Annotated in this window: 16 protein-coding genes; 6 read left to right on the forward strand and 10 right to left on the reverse strand. The window is 68.4% G+C overall.

Annotation, left to right across the window (positions count from 1 at the left end; genetic code table 11):
* Positions 1-318 precede the first annotated feature (318 nt).
* From OG430_RS10850 to OG430_RS10865, 4 genes are all read left to right on the forward strand, one after another.
* Positions 319-1,338, forward strand: coding sequence for a carboxymuconolactone decarboxylase family protein (locus tag OG430_RS10850; protein WP_327352239.1), 1,020 nt, complete (start codon positions 319-321; stop codon positions 1,336-1,338).
* Positions 1,335-2,165: a class I SAM-dependent methyltransferase gene (locus OG430_RS10855; RefSeq protein WP_327352240.1), complete on the forward strand. Its 831-nt coding sequence runs from the start codon at positions 1,335-1,337 to the stop codon at positions 2,163-2,165. Before OG430_RS10850 ends, OG430_RS10855 begins: the two co-directional genes overlap by 4 nt.
* 208 nt (positions 2,166-2,373) lie before the next feature.
* Complete coding sequence (locus OG430_RS10860; RefSeq protein WP_327352241.1) at positions 2,374-2,985, forward strand: hypothetical protein; 612 nt, start codon at positions 2,374-2,376, stop codon at positions 2,983-2,985.
* A gap of 80 nt (positions 2,986-3,065) precedes the next feature.
* Positions 3,066-3,800 (forward strand): Mut7-C RNAse domain-containing protein, encoded by a 735-nt coding sequence (locus tag OG430_RS10865; RefSeq protein ID WP_327352242.1) that lies wholly within the window; start codon positions 3,066-3,068, stop codon positions 3,798-3,800.
* Positions 3,801-3,813: 13 nt separating this feature from the next.
* On the opposite strand, the gene OG430_RS10870 is transcribed toward OG430_RS10865, so the two are convergent.
* Positions 3,814-5,079, reverse strand: a complete 1,266-nt coding sequence (locus tag OG430_RS10870) for an MFS transporter (protein ID WP_327352243.1) — start codon at positions 5,077-5,079, stop codon at positions 3,814-3,816.
* 288 nt (positions 5,080-5,367) lie between these two features.
* Here OG430_RS10870 and OG430_RS10875 point away from each other — a divergent pair, with 288 nt between their 5' ends.
* Positions 5,368-6,918, forward strand: coding sequence for an NCS1 family nucleobase:cation symporter-1 (locus OG430_RS10875; RefSeq protein ID WP_327352244.1), 1,551 nt, complete (start codon positions 5,368-5,370; stop codon positions 6,916-6,918).
* On the opposite strand, the gene OG430_RS10880 is transcribed toward OG430_RS10875, so the two are convergent.
* From OG430_RS10880 to eccD, 9 genes are all read right to left on the reverse strand, one after another.
* The gene (locus OG430_RS10880) at positions 6,881-7,159 is read right to left on the reverse strand and encodes an FAD/NAD(P)-binding protein (RefSeq protein WP_327352245.1); all 279 of its coding nucleotides are present in this window, start codon (positions 7,157-7,159) and stop codon (positions 6,881-6,883) included. The genes OG430_RS10875 and OG430_RS10880 overlap by 38 nt on opposite strands.
* Complete coding sequence (locus tag OG430_RS10885; protein WP_327352246.1) at positions 7,156-7,959, reverse strand: alpha/beta fold hydrolase; 804 nt, start codon at positions 7,957-7,959, stop codon at positions 7,156-7,158. Before OG430_RS10885 ends, OG430_RS10880 begins: the two co-directional genes overlap by 4 nt.
* Before the next feature lie 41 nt (positions 7,960-8,000).
* Positions 8,001-8,315, reverse strand: coding sequence for a hypothetical protein (locus OG430_RS10890; RefSeq protein WP_327352247.1), 315 nt, complete (start codon positions 8,313-8,315; stop codon positions 8,001-8,003).
* Between the two features lie 15 nt (positions 8,316-8,330).
* Positions 8,331-8,498: a TRM11 family SAM-dependent methyltransferase gene (locus OG430_RS10895; RefSeq protein ID WP_327352248.1), complete on the reverse strand. Its 168-nt coding sequence runs from the start codon at positions 8,496-8,498 to the stop codon at positions 8,331-8,333.
* Between the two features lie 1,005 nt (positions 8,499-9,503).
* Positions 9,504-9,803, reverse strand: coding sequence for a WXG100 family type VII secretion target (locus tag OG430_RS10900; protein ID WP_327352249.1), 300 nt, complete (start codon positions 9,801-9,803; stop codon positions 9,504-9,506).
* A gap of 69 nt (positions 9,804-9,872) precedes the next feature.
* A complete protein-coding gene (locus OG430_RS10905) occupies positions 9,873-10,235 on the reverse strand; it encodes a WXG100 family type VII secretion target (RefSeq protein ID WP_327352250.1) in 363 nt (120 codons plus the stop codon).
* Positions 10,236-10,750: 515 nt separating this feature from the next.
* A complete protein-coding gene (mycP, locus tag OG430_RS10910) occupies positions 10,751-12,010 on the reverse strand; it encodes a type VII secretion-associated serine protease mycosin (RefSeq protein WP_327352251.1) in 1,260 nt (419 codons plus the stop codon).
* A 17-nt stretch (positions 12,011-12,027) separates the two neighbouring features.
* Positions 12,028-13,566: a type VII secretion protein EccB gene (eccB, locus tag OG430_RS10915; protein ID WP_327352252.1), complete on the reverse strand. Its 1,539-nt coding sequence runs from the start codon at positions 13,564-13,566 to the stop codon at positions 12,028-12,030.
* A gap of 103 nt (positions 13,567-13,669) precedes the next feature.
* Positions 13,670-15,196 (reverse strand): type VII secretion integral membrane protein EccD, encoded by a 1,527-nt coding sequence (eccD, locus tag OG430_RS10920; RefSeq protein WP_442816466.1) that lies wholly within the window; start codon positions 15,194-15,196, stop codon positions 13,670-13,672.
* Positions 15,197-15,440: 244 nt separating this feature from the next.
* On the opposite strand from eccD, the gene eccCa reads away from it, so the two are divergent.
* Positions 15,441-19,415, forward strand: coding sequence for a type VII secretion protein EccCa (eccCa, locus tag OG430_RS10925; RefSeq protein WP_327352254.1), 3,975 nt, complete (start codon positions 15,441-15,443; stop codon positions 19,413-19,415).
* Positions 19,416-19,507 lie beyond the last annotated feature (92 nt).

Here is a 19,507-nt window from a genome sequence, read left to right on the forward strand (position 1 = left end):
GTTGCCTGCTCCGCCCCGCCGTCCGCACCCACCTCTTCGCCTCGCACGCCCGCACTCATCTCCTCACCCGCACGCCCGCATGCCCGCATGCCCGCATCCCCCACGCCCGCACCCTAGGTCCTCCCCGCCGCCCGCACGTCACCCCGGAAGGCCGCTTCCGCGCTACTCCCGCAGTAGTAGTCCGCCGCGCCCCCGACCCGCCCGCAGCAGCCCCAACTCGCTCCGGCCGTACGACGACCCGGGGCACCCGGCGGCGCCAGCATCGTCCCCGAACGCCACACGTCAAACCACTCCAGCCCGGAACCCGGGAGGCCCGCCATGCCCACCCCCTACCGCTACACCACCCCGCTCCCCCACAAGTCCGCCACCGGCCGCAGCGCCGAGGTCTTCGCCCAGATCGCCGAGGACTTCGGCATCGAGGGGGCGGCCACCTTCACCGTGCTGTCCTCCGCGCCCGAACTCCTCGCCCCCACCTGGGCGTTGACCCGCGAGTCGCTGATCGCCGGCGAGGCACCCCGTACCGGCAAAGAGATCGCCGCGCTCGGCGTCTCCCTCGCGAACCAGTGCCAGTTCTGCGTCGCCGCCCACACCGTGCTGCTGCACGCCACCGGCGATCACCGCCTGGGCGAGGCCATCGCACGCGGGGAGGTGCCGAAGGACCCCGGGCAGGCGCGTCTGCTCGCCTGGGCCAAGGCGACCAGCTCACCGGCACCGGACGCCCGGCTGCCGTTCCCTCGGGCCGAGGCGCCCGCCTTCGTCGGCACCGTGCTGGCCTTCCACTTCATCAACCGGATCGCCTCGGCCCTGCTCACCGAGAAGGTGCTGCCGGGCAACGCCCAGAAGCTCCGGTGCGTACGCAGCCTCGCCGGCCGCTCCGTGTCCAAGGCCGTGCGGCGCACCCCGCCCCCCGGCCTGAGCCTGAAGCTCCTCGACGCACCGGGCCCCGGCCCCGACTGGGCGGCGGGCACCCCGGTCGGCCCCGCCTACGCCGCGCTGCGGACCGCCGCGTCGACGGGCGAGGGCCTGCTGCCCAAGGAGGACGCCGCCTTCGTGCGCGAGGCCGTCGCGGTCTGGGACGGCTCCCATCCCCCGCTGCACTGGCCCGAGTTGCCGTCCCGCGCCGACCGTCCGGGTGCCCGGCTCGCCCTCCTAGCCGCACTGGCCCCGTACCGGGTCACCGACGAGGACGTGGCGGCCTGGCTCGTGCCGCCGCACACCGACCACTGCCTGGTCCATCTGATCGCGTTCGGCGCGTTCCTCGCGGTCGACCGCGTCGAGCAGTCGCTCGCCGCCCAGCTCGCCCGCGCCCTCACCTTCACCGTCAAGGAGGCGTCATGACCACCCTCACGACCACCGCCGCACAGGCCGCCTGGCAGGGCTCGGTCGGCGCGCACTGGGCCGCCCATCAGGACCGCTACGACGCGCTGATGGCGGACTTCGACGAGGGGCTGTTCGCGGCCGCCGCGATCGGCGCGGACGACCGCGTCCTCGACATCGGCTGCGGGGCCGGCGCGACCACCCGGATCGCGGCACGCCTCGCATCCCGCGGGCACGCGACCGGGGTCGACATCTCGGGTCCGCTCCTCGACCGGGCCTGGGCCCGCACCGAGGCGGAGGGCCTGGCCAACGCCTCGTACGAACTCGGTGACGCCCAGACGTACCCCTTCCCGAGGGCCCGCCACGACGTCGTGATCAGCCGGGGCGGCGTGATGTTCTTCGCCGACCACCGCGCGGCCTTCGACAACCTGGCACGGGCCCTGCGCCCGGGCGGGCGCCTCGCCTTCATCTGCCCGCAGCCGACGAGCCCGGACAGTGAGGAGGCACAGGCCTTCAAGCTGCTCGGCGAGCTCGCCGAGGACGGTTCGGGGCCCGGCCCCGAACTGCTTGCGGCCATGCGCGCGATGGGCTCGCTCGCCGAGCCGGACCGGCTGCGCGAGGTCCTCGCGGGATACGAGGACGTCTCGATCGCGCCACTGAGCGCCGAGTCGCACTGGGGCGACGACCCGGCGGACGCCGTCAACTTCATCCTGTCCCGTACACCCGGCCGCAGCGTGTCACCCGCCGTCAGGACGGCCATGGAGATCGCCCTGGAGCCGTACGCCACGTCGCGCGGGGTGCGGCTGCGCGGCGCGGTGTGGGTGGTCACGGCCGTGCGGCCGCACTGAGCCGCCCCGCCGGGCACCCCCTGTCACGGCGCCGGTACCCCCCGTGGCCCGGCGCCTGAACCCCTATTGCCGACGGGGTCACATGTGGCACTGTCGTCCCTCACACCCCAGATACATTCCAGCCAGAGCTGTAGCAGGCCGGGAGCAAGTCCCCGGTCCTGAGCCCTTCCCAGCCCGGCCGTATCCCTGTCGCAGGAGGTGGACCACCTTGCGTTCGCTGCCACTGCTGCTCGCCGGGCGCCTGCTCCCGGTCGTCGCCCTCGCGACGGCCGGGTGGGCCTGGACCTCGGGCCCGTACGCCCCCGCGCCCGCGGCGAAGCCCGCCGCGGCGCCCAGCCCCAAGGCCTCTGACGCCCGGAAGTACCGCAAACCGCCCGCCCCGTGCGAGACGATGTCGGCGGACACGGTCAAGGACCTGGTGCCGGGCGCGAAGACCAAGGGCAAGGAGCTGGACCTCTCCGACCCGGCGCGGCGCCGCACCTGCTCCTGGAGTGCGCTCAAGGGGTACGACTACCGCTGGCTGGACGTGTCGTACGAGGTCATAGGGTCGGCGAAGCAGGCCCGCCCGACGGAGCCCCGGCAGGGCGAGAGCGTGCCGGACCTCGGCGACAAGGCCTCGGTGTCGGTCGACCTGACGACGAAGGACAAGCAGCACACCCGCGAGGCCGTGGTGACCGTGCGCGCGTCGAATGCCCTGATCACGGTCACGTACAACGGCAGCGACTTCGAGTCGAAGGGCGCCCCGGGCGCGGACACGATGCGCAAGGGCGCGCTGAAGGCCGCGAAGGAGGCGGTGGCCGGGCTCGGCGATCCGACCTGAGTCCCGCCCCTCCCGCGCGGAACCGACCGACTGAGGAAAACCCCAGGCCACGACGGTTGCCGTCGTGGCATCCTGCCGTCGTGAACGGACCCGAGATCCACCTCAGTTTCGGCCCCGGCCTGGGGATATTCGTCTCCCCCGAGCGGCGCACGGCCCGTACCTCCTTCACCACCGACGGGGCTTCCACCCTCGGCCATGTCGTCGAGTCGCTGGGCGTGCCGCTCACGGAGGTGGGACGGCTCGTCGTCGACGGGCGCGAGGTGGCCGCGTCACACATTCCGGGCGCGGGCGAGGTCATCGACGTACTCCCGGTCGAAAAGCCCCAGCGGGTCCCGGGTGCCCCGCTGCGTTTCCTGCTCGATGTCCATCTCGGCACGCTGGCGCGGCGGCTCAGGCTGCTCGGGGTGGATGCGGCGTACGAGAGCACGGACATCGGCGACCCGGCGCTCGCCGCTCGATCGGCCGCCGAGCAGCGGGTGATGCTGAGCCGCGACCGGGGTCTGCTGCGACGGCGCGAGCTGTGGGCGGGGGCGTACGTCTACAGCGACCGCCCGGAGGCCCAACTCCGGGAGTTCCTGGACCGGTTCGCACCCGAACTGCGCCCATGGACGCGCTGCACCGCGTGCAACGGCCCACTGAAGGACGCCACGAAGGACGAGGTCTCCGACCTCGTGGAGGGCGGGACGCTGCGTACGCACGACGTGTTCGCCCAGTGCACGGCCTGCGAGCGGGTGTACTGGCGCGGCGCCCACCATGAGCGCCTGGAGGCGATCGTGGCGGAGGCGATGAACGCCGTACGTACGTCAGGGAGTTGACGCCTGACGGCAATCAGGCGCTCACCTTTGCCCCTACGGCCGCCAACTGCGGCTCCGCCACGGCCTGTTGGCGCTCCGCCCAGCGGACGGCCAAGGGCGTGACCAGGCCCGCGAGAGCGAACAGGGCGCCCACGACGTACCAGCCGGGACGCCCCCAGGTGATGCACAGCGCGATGAGCAGGGTCGGTCCGACGGCTTCGGCGAGGCCCGCGCCGAGGCCGAACACGCCCAGGTACTGGCCGGTGGCGCGTGGGGGTGCGAGGGCGAAGGACACCTCGAAGCCCGCGGCGGAGTGCCACAGTTCGCCGATCGTGTGGACCACCACGGCGACGATCAGCAGCGTCGCGGCGACCCATGAGGGCGTGCCCGCGGACAGGGAGAGCAGCGCGCAGGAGGCGAGGAAGGCGACGCCCGCTCGGCGGTAGGCGCGGGCGCCGGCCCGGGCGGAGTCGATGCCCCGGCTCACTCGCACCTGGAGCGCGATGACGATGACGGTGTTGGCGAGCATGGTGCCCGAGATCAGCCAGGGCGGGGCGGTGGTGGCCGAGACGAGCCACAGCGGGATGGCCACCGTGAGGACCTTGAACTGGATCGCCATGACGCCGTCGAGGGCGGTGATCAGGAGGTAGGGCCGGTCGCGCAGCGCGGCCCAGCGGGGGCCGCCGACGGCCGGCAGGGGCGCGACCGGCGGGAGAGCGGCGAGGACGGCGGCGGAGGCCGCGAACGAGAGGGCGTTGCCGAGGACGAGGAGCTGATACGCGGATTCGGTGCCGACCTGGACGGCCCACCCGGCGAGCAGCGCACCGAGGGAGATCCCGACGTTGGACACGGCCCGCAGATAGCCCCGGAACTCCTGCGGCCGGTCCCCTCCGTAGTGCCGAATGAGCGGGGAGCGCGCGGCGAGCCCGGCCGCCTTCGCGCCGGTGGCGGTGGCCACCGCGAGGACGAACGGCCAGAAGCTGTCCGCCAGTACGAAGCCGGCCGTGGCCAGCGCCTGGACGACGAGGGTGCCCGCGTACACGCCACGTGCCCCGAACCGGTCCGCGAGATGGCCGACCGCGATGCCCACGGCCAGCGACAGGAATCCGGCGATGGCGAGCCCGAGTCCGACCTGGCCCGGCGACAGGTGGACCGCCTGGGTGAAGTACAGGACGCCTGCGGTCAGATAGAGGCCGCTGCCGACGGTGTAGACGAAGTTCGAGGCGGCGAGGACGCGTTGGGGGCCGGTGGCCGGGATGAGCTGGGGCATGACGGGGCTGGGCATGTCGGGGCTGGGCATGTCGGGGCTCCGCGTCCTGGGTATGGGCAAGGGCAAGGGGCGAGGGGCAGGGGGTGCGAGAAGTAAGGACCGGTCAAGCTTGTTGCACATTACTCGCAAGAGCAAGGGAGGCGCATCAGTCTCCAGGCTCTGATCACCTACTCCCCTAAAACGCACGGGAGTTGTACAGTCCTCGCACCCCGCGCGAGATCACCGGCACCGGCACCCGCACAGCGCCTTGTCCCTGTCACGCGGCGCTTCCGCACGAGTCCTCGCGGCGGGCAGTGCCCTGTAGAGATCGGCCTGCCCATGAGAGACGCGAGTCAGCCCGTAAAGCTCGGACCGCCCACGAACGCCGCGAGCCAGCACGCACACCCCGACGGCCGGGTGTCCCTCGCCGAGGGCGTCGTCCTGGACGACCCCCGGTTCGCGAACGACGACCTGCTGCCGGTGCCGGTGGAGCGGCGCACCTGGGGCGTCTACAACTACACGGCACTGTGGGTGGGCATGGCCCACAACATCCCTTCCTGGACGCTGGCTTCCGGGCTCGTGGCCCTCGGGATGGACTGGAAGCAGGCCGTCCTCGTCATCGCCCTGGCCAATGTGATCGTGCTCTTCCCGATGCTACTCACGGGGCACGCAGGACCGAAGTACGGCATCCCCTTCCCCGTACTCGCCCGTGCCTCCTTCGGGCTGCGGGGCGCGAACCTGCCCGCGCTGATCCGCGCGGCGGTGGCCTGCTGCTGGTTCGGCATCCAGACCTGGATCGGCGGCCAGGGGATCTTCCTGCTGCTCGGCAAGATCTTCGGCGGCTGGACGGACGCGTCGCAGGTGGGCGGCTACCCCTGGACGCTCTGGCTGTGCTTCGTGGCCTTCTGGGCCTTCGAACTCGCCATCATCTACCGGGGGATGGAGGCCCTGCGCCGGTTCGAGAACTGGGCGGCGCCGTTCGTCCTCCTCGGCGCGGTGGCCCTGCTTGTGTGGATGACCTCGAAGGCCGGCGGCCTGGGCCCGCTCCTCGACCAGCCGTCCCGGCTGGGCTGGGACGGCGACTTCTGGCGCGTCTTCTTCCCCTCCCTCATGGGCATGATCGGCTTCTGGGCCACCCTGTCCCTGAACATCCCCGACTTCACCCGGTTCGGAAAGGGCCAACGGGCCCAGGTCTGGGGCCAGTCACTCGGTCTGCCGACCACGATGACCGCCTTCGCGCTCCTCTCGGTCCTCGTCACCTCCGGCTCCCAGGCGGTGTACGGAACGACGATCTGGGACCCGGTGGCCCTCTCGGCGAAGACGGACAACGTCTTCGGCCTGCTCTTCGCCCTGGTGACGGTGCTCGTGGCGACGATCTCGGTGAACATCGCGGCGAACGTCGTCTCCCCCGCGTACGACCTGTCGAACCTCGCCCCCAAACTCATCAACTTCCGCACCGGGGCGCTCATCACGGGCGTGATCGGCGTCCTGGTCATGCCGTGGAAGCTCACCGCGACGCCCGAGCTGTACATCTTCACCTGGCTCGGCGTGGTCGGCGGCCTGCTCGGCACGGTCGCCGGAGTGATGATCGCCGACTACTGGATCATCCGCCGCACCGTCCTGGACCTCGCCGACCTGTACCGCCCCCAGGGCCGCTACTGGTACGCGGCAGGCTGGAACTGGCGCGCCCTGCTGGCCTTCGGCATCGGCGGCACCCTCGCGGTGGGCGGCTCCTACTCGGCACCGGGGAAGGGGCCGTTCCCGGCGGACGGCCTGATCCCGGTGCTGAAGCCGTTGGCGGATTATGGGTGGGCGGTGGGGCTGTTTGCTGCCGTGGTGCTTTATGCGCTGACTAGTCTTGGGGCTCGGTCGGAGGGACGCGAAGGTTGACGGGGGTGCGGCGGAGGGCTGCCGGCTCTTCCTCATCCGGAGCCTGGCCGGTGCGGACATCGTGTCGGCCGACGTGTTGCACAACAGCGCCTGCCGGATCAGCCGTGGCGAACGCGGCGCCCCGGCCGGCCGGGAGCGGGTCGACCGTGGTGAGGGTGCGGGCGGCGCCGTGGTGCACCAGGGAGACGACTGCCGCCGTGCCGGTGACCCCGCCGCCCACCACCACCCATCGGCGGATCATGCCCGCACCTGCTCCCCCGGCTCGCCGTCCAGGAGGAACATCCGGGTCAGCCTGATCAGTTCGTGCGGATTCTCCAGGAGTACGGCGTGTCCGCTGTCGACCTCGGCGTAACGGCTGTTCGGGATCAGCTGGTGGACTTCCCTGGAGTGGAGCGGCGGGACCAGCGTGTCGTGGGTGAGGCCGACGGTGAGAGTGGGTGCGGAGATCTTCTTCAGCTGCTCCCCGATGTCGACCTTCAGGCCGAGCCCGATGCGGCGGACGGTGTCCACCGGGGCCTGCCGGGACAGCAGCAGCTCGACCTTGTCGGGCTCCAGTGATGTGAGGAACTGCGGGCTGAGCACGTGCGACAGCCCGAATGCGGTGGCCAACTTCGGGTCTGTCTCCTCCAGTTGCTGCCAGGTCCGGAAGACGAACTGGTGCCGGGGATCGGAGCTGTCCTGCCAGCCGGCCACCAGGACCAGCCGATGGACGAGCTCCGGGTGGGTGGCGGCGGTGGCCGCGGCGACGACCGCGCCCAGCGAGATCCCCAGCAGGTCGACCGGTTCGTCGGCTGCGTCACGGATCACCGCCGCCGCCTGTTCCACCAGAAGATCGAGGCTGAGGTCGCCGTCGGGAATGGTGGACGCGCCGCAACCCGCGTAGTCGGGAGTGATGACGGTGCGGTCGGCATCGAAGTGACTGACCACATGACCAAAACTCGACTGCGCGTCGCTGTTCGTGCCGTGGAGCATCACCAGCCCGCGACCGTTGCCGGATCTCGCATAGTGGAGTGAAGTTCCGGATACGGACAGCTTGTTCATCAGATGCGCTCCTTCACTGTTGCGGGGATGGATTTGCTCGATCAGTCGAAACCCACGCAGCCCGGCTCAACCTCACGCGGCTCGCGGTCAGCCAGCACATACGGCGACTTGAGACAATGATCGGCACCGACGTGGGCGAGGTTGCTCGGGTCGTGGCTGTAGCGGCAGTGCTTCTTCGTGACGCCCGCCTCGCCTCTGTCGCGGCTGGAACTGACCTGGCCGTGAATCGAGTTGCCGTACGGCAGTGAGGTGAGGACCAGCGCGACTCTTCCGTGCTGTTCGGCGGGGATCAGATCCCGTAGGTCGCGAGCATCGCCGCAGTACACCGAGCAGTGGCCGGTGCCGGCCTCGTGCATCGCGGAGGAGGCGTTCTACCCGGCCAGGCGGGCCCACTTGGGTTCGTACTCGACGCCGATCGCGTTCCGGTCGAGATGGAGGGCTTCGACCAGGGTGGTGCCGATGCCGCACATCGGGTCAAGGACCAGATCGCCGGGCCGGGTGTAGGTCCGGATGGCGTGGTCGGCCAAGGCGGGGAGCATCTTGGCGGGGTGGTCTGCGGAGCCGGGTACGTAGCGGCCGGCGCGTTGAGCCGGGGCGGGAGTCGGCAGCCGTGATAGTCAGTGACCTGCTGCCAGTACGCGGCGAAGGCGGGGCCCGGGTTCACCGTGCTGTGAGTGAAGTTGAGAGCGGCCACCACCCAGAGGTCGCCGTCACGGTCGAAGTCGAGCAGGTCGCATCCCTTCGCTCCCGGCGCCCGCCTCCGCTCAGCCCGTTGGCTGCCAGGTCATCCGCCGCCGGCCCCCGCGACCCACGCATCGTTGCTCGGGCACGCGCATGCCTTCGGGCCACCCTGCTCACGTGGTCCATGCAGCCACTGACGGACAGCGCGCAGTTGGTCTTGTCCGAGCTGCTGCGGCGCACCCGTCTGACGGAAATCACTGCCGTCGCGCCGAACGTCTGGCCAGCCAGCCACACTGTGCCGTTCCGCGCGAGGTAGTAGACGCCACATGCCGCCAGAGACCTACGCAGAGCGCCTCATAGAGCGCCTTCGCAAGGCCGAACTTAACCTGTCTGAGGGCTCCGCCCTGGTCAACACGTATGCCCGCCATTGGCAGCGGGAGGCTGGCGCCTGGGCTTGGGAGGCCGTCGGCCCCGATGGGTCACGCCTCGGAATCGCCTCCACCGCACCGATCTGGAAGCTCCTCACCGCGAATGAGTGGGTCATTTCGACCGACGAGCATGGCGGAGCGGAAGGCGATACCCGGCCAGCTTCAACGTCCTGCGGCCGCCGAGCGAGGATCTCCCTCAATAGACGGCCAGGGCTTCGACACCAGCACTACACAAACCACGTATTGGGGACCTGAAGTCTCCGTCGGCTACCGACGATAGCCACCTGTCCACGTGGAACGGGCAGTTGCTTCGACTGTTACCGGCTGCCTCGATGCACCATCACTAGGGGCGTCCAACGGTGAGCCGCTGGACGCCCCTGGCTGATAGAGCTGGGGTAGGCACCTCCCGTGCGTGCCCATCCCGGTCACTCAGGCTCAGTGATACTCGGCCGCAGACCTCAAGTCTGCGCTCTTGTAAGCCTCACTGCCTTGGCGAATCTGGGTGGAGAGGGATGTCAGCGCGGCGTGGATCTCCTTGGCCTTTCCATCCCAGTCTCCGTGCATCTTGTCGGCTGCGAGCTTCGCCTCGCCCTCGAAGAAGCCGGAGAGGGACTTCATGCGGCTCTGGAGGGCGTCGAGGTCCACGTCCAGCTGCTTTGCCTGGCGGTCGATCTCTTGTGCCGCCTGCTCGAGTGATGCGTAAGTGACGAGCATCGTTCCGTCATTGATGGCCATAGTTCCTCCAACTGTTCTTTAGGCCTGATGTGTTGACTGCGCTGGCCCAACCCCGCGGTATGGGAGGGATCACATACTTCCGAAGGCTGAGGACTTGCCACCTCCACCGGAGCCACTGGCGCCCGCGGAGCCCACGTCGACGCCCTGGAGCGCCTGGAAGACCGCCTGGTCGGTGCTGCCAGCGATACGGCGGTTCGAGGCAACGGCGTCCTCAAACCGGATCAGCATCTTCCCGATCTCCGCCATGGCTGCATTGACCTTGCGCTGTGTGGAATCGAAGGCCACTGCTCCTTCGCCCTGCCACTTGGCCTGGACCGAGTCGATCAGGGTGTCCAGCTGGGTCAACTGGTGCTTGATCGAACCAAACTTCTGGTTGAGCTCCAGCTCGAACTTCTGGAGTACTTCATCGGTGACCTTCTGGGAACCTGCCATCAGCTTTCCTTTCCAGTGTCCTAGCGGGCCAGTCGGCCCGTGTGTGAATTGAGGCGTGGGCCGTTGATTGTGGTGGGCTGCGCGAGGAGTAGTGGGGGCGCCAGCCTTCGAGACACCCCAGCGAACCTCAGGCGTCCGCGCCGAGACGCCGCGTCGCTGCCAGGCTGAGGGAGAGTGACCTACTGGTGGGCCATCAAGGCCACTTGGCGTTCCATGGTGCGCCAACTACGCAGCCAGACCCCACCGTCCCACTCATCGCCAGCACAAGGCATGGCGCTCACCCCTCCCCGTTTGCTACGACCGCAGGTCATTGCGATCGCGGTGACGCGAACGCCACCGATTGCATGCGTATCACTTTAGCCACTACCTATGACAGGGCCAACAGCCTTCCCATTTCTCCCAAGGCTCCTTTCGGCCATAGGGATGCGGCCAACGAGGCTGGCGGATAAGTCGTCTTGGTCTTGTGCACCCGCTATGTCGCGAACTGCGTTCGCGGTTGGAACAGGTCTGGCCGCTCAGCGGTTGGCAGGAGGCCGGGAGGCCGTTGTCCTCCTACGGGAATCGCGTACCGCCACAGCTCCACCTCCGAGGGCAGCCACCAACACCAAACTGCCCACGACGACGTAGGTCCCTAGTCGCTCCGCGCGCTCTTGTGGGGTTTCCCCGAGCGGGAGTTGGGCTGTCGTGGGCGCCTCGGCCTTACCGGCGCCCTCGTTGCTCGCCACCGGGTGCTCTATGGGCTTGTCGTCCTCGGTCAAGGCACGTACGGGGTCGACGATGCCCCAGCCCACCAGGCGGTCATGGCCCGGGATGGAGCGTTCCGCCGTCTGCATGATCTGGGCGGTGATCTGCTGCTGCGTCCACTTGGGATGCTTGGACTTGATCAGGGCCGCGACGCCGGAAACGTAGGGGGCAGAGAAGCTGGTGCCGTTGTCGGCGCAGTGTCCGTCCTCCGGGACCGTGGAGATCATGTCGACGCCGGGGGCCGCCACGCCGACGAACTCACCGGACTGCGAGAAGGCCGCGCGTTCGTTGTTGCGGTCCGAGGAGGCCACAGCCAGGACACCCTTGTAAGACGCGGGGTAGGTCTCCTTGACATTGCCTCCGAGTCCGTCGTTGCCGGCCGAGGCCACGATGACAATATTCTGGGCCAGAGCGTTGTCCACTGCCTGTTTCAGCGCTGAGGTGGGCTCGACCGCATTGGCCGTGTCCTGGGAGATGTTGATGACGTCGGCGTCGGCCTTGTTGACGGCGTAGTCGATGGCCTGGGCCATGGTCTTGGTGTCGCCGTGGCCCTCGGCATCGTTCTGCTGGATGGGGATGATCGTCGCCTTGGGCGCCAAGCCCACGAAGCCTGTCCCCTTTGCTGGCCTGCCCGCGATGATTCCTGCGACCTTGGTGCCGTGGCCAACCACGTCGGTGGTGCCGTCTTCCCTGCCGCGCTCGATCTTGTTGCCGTTTTCGTCCTTGAGGTTCTTCGGCAGGAGATTGCGGCCACTCTTGGCGTCGACGGCTGGGGTGAGTTGGGGGTTCTTGGTGTCCACTCCGGTGTCGATGACCGCAACGCGTACGCCCTTACCCGTGGACTGCTTCCAGACCTCGTCGAGTAGAACACGTTGCAGCGCCCAGGGGCGGCCCTCGTACATCTTCCCTGGAAAGGTGCACTGGTCGGCCGTGCCGGCGGCTGATGCGGCGGGAGCCAACGGCAGCCCGACGAGCATGAGGGTGGCGGCAGCCGTTCCTGCGCTGAGGCGCAGTCGGCAGTGTGTACGCATTGCCAGGCCCGCCCCGCTCACGAACCCTGCGGCTGTCGTGCCGCACCGGTGGACAGACGGGGTCCTGTCGGCAGGAATGCAGACCAGGCGGCCGGAATGGGAGCCGGAGTCACGTCCTTGTAGCCGAGGCGGTTCTGCGCCTGCTGTGCTTCCTGCAGGGCCGCCTCGCGCTGCTTGCGCTTCTCAGCAGCTGTGCCGGACGAGCCGATACCTGCGTCGTCGGTCGCGCTGTCGCCGTTGGACTGCATCGCGTAACGCAGGCCCGTGTCAGTGACCAGGAAGTAGAACCCCGATCGAGTCGATGATCCGGTGAACTGCCGGAAGAGCTGCCCCGAACCGGGCGTCACATACGCGCTGCTCGAACCGGTGGGAAGTGTCGCCGGGAAGTCGTCGCCCGCCCAGGTGCTGAGTGTGGTGGCGCCCCCATTCTCGTCAACGTCACGGAGGACATTGCACACCGTGTTGCGGCTGCCCTCCGCGGTGCTCGCCGAGTTGACCGGCTTCGGTTCCTGCTGAGGCCAGGTCTTGTCCAAGCCGAAAGGCTCACCGGGCGTGAAGCTTCCGGCGCTGACGGGCAGTGCCCGGCTCGCCTGGCCGAGGCCGGTCATGTCCTTGCTGCTCAACAGGAGCTTCGCCATGAAGTCGGACACCGGAGCGATACGACCCTGCAGAACGAGATACTTCTGCATCCTGGTGCCGGACGGTGCCTCCAGAACCATGCCCACCCTGTTCGCCTCGGCGGGCAACTGCCCCTGAATCCCCGCGTCCGCCTCGGGCGTATCCGGGATCTTCGGGAAGGCGATGGTGTCACCCTTGTGCAGGGTGGCCAGCCAGCCGGCAGACACTCGCTGGGGTGTGCGGCCTTCGCCAACGACCTGGCGCAACAACAGCTCGTCGTTCTTTACGGAGTACGCCATTCCCTTGGCATCGACGACATAGCGCGTGCGGTCAGGGCCCTCTACGTACATCAGCTCGCCGCCATGCAGACGCTCGGTGCCCTCGGTCCTGTCCATGTCGCGCTGGGCGAAGATGAACCCGGCCTTCTGAATGGCACGGCCGCCGTCACCAGGACGCTCGCAGACTGCCCAACGCTTCTTTGCTCCGGCTTCGCCTACTTCGGGCAGCCGGTCGGGAGCGTAGGGGATCCCGAGTGTGGGACCGTGCGGGATCTTGCCATTGTCGAGCACCGATTCGGCGACGTTGATGACCTTGCCCTTGTCAGGCAGCAGCAGGAGCTTCGCCGAGGCCATGTTCAGCACCGGGTGCAGTTGCGCCTTGCCGTCGGTCTCGAGGATCACATAGCGCGTGGTCGACTTACTGGAGATGATGATGTGCTCGCCCGTCTGGTCCCATTTCTGGGGTGCGGCAGGCTTGAACATGCCCCAGGCCCCGAAGGCCGCAAGCACGAGAGCCGTAACGATCGCGCCCGGCACGACCGCGCGCAGCGGGCGTGGCCAGCCTTCTTCCGTCCCGTGGGGGTTCGGCTGCAAAAACTGCCCGACCAAGCGCCGTCGCGCGAAGGTGTAGGCGTTGAGTTCGTCCCGCCGTGATGCCATCTTTCCGCTGCCTCTTTCCCCCGCTGGCTGATCTGGTCGCGTACGAGGAACTGATCCCGTACGCCGATGCGACCTCGCTCACGTCAGCAAGGCCTTGCTGCCCTCACGAGGAGAGCGAGCGCATCTGCTGGTATGCGCCGAAGACCGCCAGGCACAGCGGCAGCAATGTCAGAAGTACGAAAGTCTCGGCGATCTCAAGGAAGCGGCCCCAGAACGGAGTGACCCCCTTACTCGGGACGATCAGTGCGATGCCCGCCATCGCCCCGGCCACGACGGCGACCGCAACCGACAGCCAGACGAGCCGGAGTTCGAGAGCCCCACTATCGCCCCGTAGCGCCTCCAGGATCATCCGTCCGGGTGGGTTCAGGGCGAGGCCCAGACCGAGCAGCACCAGCGATACGAGGCCTGCCGCGAGCGCGCAACCGATCTGCACGGTGTACCGGAACAAGTGGGCCCGCATCAGCATGGCCAGGCCCGTGGCGAGGGCCAGCAGCTGAGCCCACAAGTCGTCGGAGAATCCGAGAACAGCCGACGAGCCCGCCGCGACCAACGCGCAACCGCCGACCAGGCCGATGAGCAACTCGTGCCCGCGCCGCGCCTGGGCGGCAACGCGTTCGGCGTCGATCGTGATGCTTGGCTGGTCGTCTTCGTCGTAGTCACTGCCAGCAGCAGTACGCGGCGGGTCGAAGCCGATCGGCAGGCGGGCGAAGCGCGTGGCCAGGCCCGGCAGGAAGGCGAGCACTCCCACAGCGAGCGGTGCGCACACCGATGCGGTCTCGACCGCCCTCATCTCGGTGAGGATGGACACGAAGGTCACCAGCATGCCGATGGCCGAGGCGAACACGAAGGCGACGAAGGGGCAGTCACCGCTGGGCGTGAGGATCACCAACAGGGTCGATCCGACCAGCACCGCGGCGCACGCGAGCAGGAACTGCAGTCGCCCGATGCCCTCTCCGGCAGGCAGGGCGAGGAGGCCGCTGCCGGCGACTCCCAGGTTGGCGAGTGCGCCTATTCCCAGAGCCACGGAGGATCCACGATCTCGGTACACCCGGGCGCGTACCGCGGCAATCGCCAGGAGCACCACACCGGAGATGGCAGCCACAATGCCCGCGAGCCCGTGCATGTCGTGGCGCAGGTCGGAACTCCAGGCCACGAAAGCCAGCAGCGCCAACAGCACGGAGCCGCCGAAAAGGCCCGCGCTTCGCAGGAGTTCGTCGCTCCACAGCGCACGGTCGCGTGTGACAGCGCTCGCGGTGGCGTGCGAGATGTCATCGAAGACCGCAGGCGGAAGCGAGTCAGAAAACGGGCGGAGCATCAAGAACTCGCCGTCGACGATGCGCTGTCTGGCCAGTGAGCCTGCTTCGTCGAGCACCGTCCCGTCCCGGCGCACCAGGTGATACCCGACCGGGGCTCCCGGTGCCGGGCTCTGTCCTGAAAGGCGCAGGATCTCCGGATAGAGGTGCGCGAGAGGAATGTCGTCAGGCAGGGCCACATCAATGCGGCTGTCGGGAGCTGCCACGATGATCCGGCGATAGCCAGTGCTCCGAGTGGTCACCATCCCCGGACCCGGATATGTCCCCGTTCCCGGTTGGCCACCCGGGTTTCCCGCCGCTCGAACCGTCGTACTCACCTACTGCTCCCCCTCACGGTGCTTCAAGTCGCGGGCCGCGCCCCTATCCCGTTCGCACGTCCGCCGCCATTCCGAATTACCTTGAATGCCCCCGAATCTATTGATAGTTCGCGGGTGCGTACGCACGTTGGGTAACCCTACCGCCCACGGTGTCAGTGGTCGCCAGTAGGATCCGCCTCAGACAGGGTCGGCGCCACGGGGGTGCGGACGGGGGCTTTCTGTCCATGAGGGGGATGGGTCAGCTTTGAGCCAGATCGTCGTCAAGCGGCCGCCGCGGGCTCTGCCCACCGAGGTGCCCGTCGAGCCAGTGCAGTTGCAATCCCCGCCCGAGTTGCCCAGAGGGCAACAGGAGGGCGCGCTTATGCAGCTGCTTCCCATGCTGGGAATGGGCGGTTCTGTCGTCTTCTTCTTCATGACGCCGAACCCGATCATGCGCATCATGGGCATGGTGATGATCGCGTCGACGGTCGGCATGGGCATTGCCATGCTTGTCCGCTATCGACGGGGCACTCAAGGCGAACTTGCCGATATACGACGCGACTACCTGAAGTACTTGGCGAAAACTCGTCGCACTGTTCTTCGAACCGCTCGGCTCCAGCGCGACGCACAGTTCTATCTGCATCCCGCTCCCGAACAACTGTGGGCCCTGGTCGCCGAGGGCAGCCGCACCTGGGAGCGCCGGATCAGCGACGGCGATTTCGCCCAGGTGCGGATCGGCCTGGGCGGCCAGCAGCTCGCTACCCCCCTCGTTGCCCCCGAGACCGCCCCGGTGGACGAGCTGGAGCCGCTCACCGCGGGCGCCATGAAGCAGTTCCTCAACGCGCACAGCACAATCGAGCGACTGCCCATGGCGATTTCGTTGCGGTCCTTCTACCACCTCACCATTAGCGGCGACGAGGAGCACGTCCGCTCGTCCGCGCGGGCGATGGTGGCCTCCCTCGTGTCGCTGCACTCGCCCGACGACCTAGTCGTCGCCATCGCCGCCGGACACGACACAGCCCCGCACTGGGAGTGGGCCAAGTGGCTGCCCCATGTCCAGACCGAGGGAAGCGACGGAGCGGGCAGCCGCCGACTGATCACAACGAGTGCGCAGGACTTGGAGCTGCTGCTCAAGGAGCAGCTCGAAGGCCGCCCTCGCTTTCAGGCCGGCGGCCAACCCCTCCTGGAACAGCCGCACATCGTCGTCGTACTCGACAGCGAAGCGCTCTCGCCGCTCTCGGCGTTGGCCGCGGCCGAGGGCCTGCAGGGGGTCACGGTCATCGAGGTCGTACCGGGTCGATTGACCGGTGCGGTCGGCGGCCTCTCGGTCGTGGTGCACCAGGATTCGCTGCGCCTGGAGTCCGGTCGTGGCCTCTCATATGAAGGGACGCCGGACCGCCTCAGCTACGAGGGAGCCGAGGCCCTCGCACTCCAACTCGCCCCCCTGTACATGGCCTCGGGTGGTGACTCCGACGAGCCACTGCTCGCCAATCTGGAGTTCACCGACCTGCTCAATCTGGGGGACGCGGAGTCGGTGGACGTCGGCCGCACTTGGCGCCCGCGCTCCCGCACCGAACGCCTGCGGGTGCCGATCGGTGTCGGCGAGGATGGCACCGCGGTAATGCTGGATCTGAAGGAAGCCGCGCAGGAGGGCATGGGGCCGCACGGCCTGTGCGTTGGCGCCACTGGATCCGGCAAGTCCGAGCTGCTGCGCACGCTTGTACTCGGCCTCGCCGTCACCCACTCGTCGGAGACGCTCAACTTCGTCCTCGCGGACTTCAAGGGCGGCGCTACATTCGCCGGCATGGCGGACATGCCGCACGTCGCCGCCGTGATCACCAACCTTGCGGACGATTTGACGCTCGTGGACCGCATGGGGGACTCGATTCGCGGCGAGCTCAACCGCCGCCAGGAGCTGCTCCGCCAGGCAGGCAACTATGCCAACATCCACGACTACGAGAAGGCTCGCTCAGTCGGTGCCGCCCTGGAGCCCATCCCCTCCCTCGTGCTGGTCATCGACGAGTTCAGTGAACTCCTGACCGCCAAGCCCGACTTCATCGAGATGTTCGTCCAAATCGGCCGCATCGGCCGCTCGCTGGGCGTCCACCTTTTGCTGGCCTCGCAGCGCCTGGAGGAGGGCCGGCTGCGCGGCCTGGAGACGTACCTCTCGTACCGCATCGGTCTGCGTACGTTCTCTGAGACCGAATCACGGGCGGCCCTGGGCGTGCCGGACGCCTACCACCTGCCGAATGTCCCCGGCTCGGGCTATCTGAAGTACGGAACCGACGAGATGGACCGCTTCAAGGCGGCCTATGTGTCCGGGGCACATCGCCCCAGTACTGCCCAAACGGCGGCCGGGGAAGGCCCGCTACCGCTGGACCGCCAGCCAGTGCCGTTTACCGCGGCCCCCGTGCCGGTGCGCTACGAGCAGCCCGACCCGCGGACGCTTGTGCCGGATCCGCGTGTAGCGGGAGACGACGCGCTGGCCGACACCGTCCTTGATGTCATCGTCCGCCAGCTCGAAGGCCAGGGCCCGGCCGCACACCAGGTATGGCTGCCTCCCCTGGACAATCCGCCCCCGCTGGACGGGCTGCTGCCTGGTCTCGCCGGGGTTCAGAACCGCGGCCTGACCCAGCCCGGCTATGAGGGCGCCGGCCGACTCGTCGTACCGCTCGGCGTAGTCGACAAGCCCTACGAACAGCGGCGCGACACCCTGTACCGGGACTTCTCCGGCGCCGCGGGCCATATGCAGATCATCGGCGGCCCACAGTCGGGCAAGTCAGCGCTGCTCCGAACGATCATCTCTGCCTTCTCCCTGACCCACACACCCCACGAAGTCCAGTTCTACGGACTCGACTTCGGCGGCGGCGGTATGTCTTCCGTGTCGGGCCTGCCGCACGTCGGCGGAGTCGCTTCCCGCCTCGACCCGGAGCGGGTACGCCGCACGGTCGCCGAGGTGTACGGCATCATGACCCGCCGCGAGGAATACTTCCGCAGCTCCGGCATCGACTCCATCGCCACCTTCCGCCGGATGCGAGCACGCGGAGACATCTCCGTAGCAGACCAGCCGTGGGGTGACGTCTTCCTGGTCATCGACGGATGGGGCAACTTCCGTACGGAGTACGAGGGTCTGGAATCGGCCATCCACGAGATGGCCGCGCGCGGCCTCGGCTACGGCATCCACCTGATCCTTACCGCATCCCGCGCCATGGAGGTCCGAGCCAACCTCAAGGACCTGCTGATGAACCGCCTCGAGCTCCGACTCGGCGACATCATGGACTCGGAACTGGATCGCAAGGCCGCCGCGAACGTCCCCACAGGTGTGCCCGGACGCGGTCTCACCCCGGAGACGCTGCACTTCATGGCCGCGGTCCCCCGTATCGACGGCATCCACTCCGCCGATGAGCTCTCCGAGGCGACAGCCGCCATGAGCCGGGAAGTCGCCCGCCACTGGACCGCCCCCGGCGCACCGACGGTTCGCCTCCTGCCACGCGAGTTGCCCCTCGAGAGCCTGCCGGCGGCCCTCGCAGAGCCAGACCGGGGGGTCTCCTTCGCCATCGACGAAAACAACCTGGAACCCGTCTTCGTCAACTTCGAACAGGACCCCTTCTTCCTGGTCTTCGGTGAGACCGAGGCTGGCAAGTCCAACCTGCTACGCCTCCTCATCAAGCAGCTGACCGATCGCTACGACGGCGACTCCTGCAAGCTCTTCGTCATCGACAACCGCCGCTCCCTCCTGGGCGTCACCCCGGCATCCCACCTGGCCGAGTACGTGCCGATGTCCAACGCCATGGAGCATCACGTGGAGGCCCTTGGCGATCTCATGCGACGGCGCTCACCATCGCCCGACATCACGGTCGAGCAACTACGGGCACGCAGCTGGTGGACCGGTCCGACGGTGTACGTCATCGTCGATGACTACGACCTGGTGTCGACGTCCAGCGGCAACCCCCTCGCGCCGCTCACGGAACTCCTGCCGTTCGCGCGTGATGTGGGCATCCGCTTCATCATTGCCCGCAACTCGGCAGGCGCCAGCCGCTCCTCGTACGAGCCCTTCATGCAGCGCATGAAGGAGCTGGGCGCGCAGGGCGTCGTGCTCTCCGGCGATCCGACCGAGGGTGACTTGCTGGGCAATGTGCGCCCCCGTGCCATGCCGGCGGGGCGGGGGGTCTTCGTCTCTCGGAGGCGAGGAAATCCTCTGGTGCAGACAGGCCTTATTGGGGTGGGGGACCAGAACTGATAGCGAGGCCAGGATGGGCATGTAGTCGACAAGCGCTGGAGACGGGCAGCTTGGGCACGCTTCGTGCTGGCGCGCTGATACTGCGGATAGGA

The organism is Streptomyces sp. NBC_01304 (assembly GCF_035975855.1).
Lineage (GTDB): Bacteria > Actinomycetota > Actinomycetes > Streptomycetales > Streptomycetaceae > Streptomyces.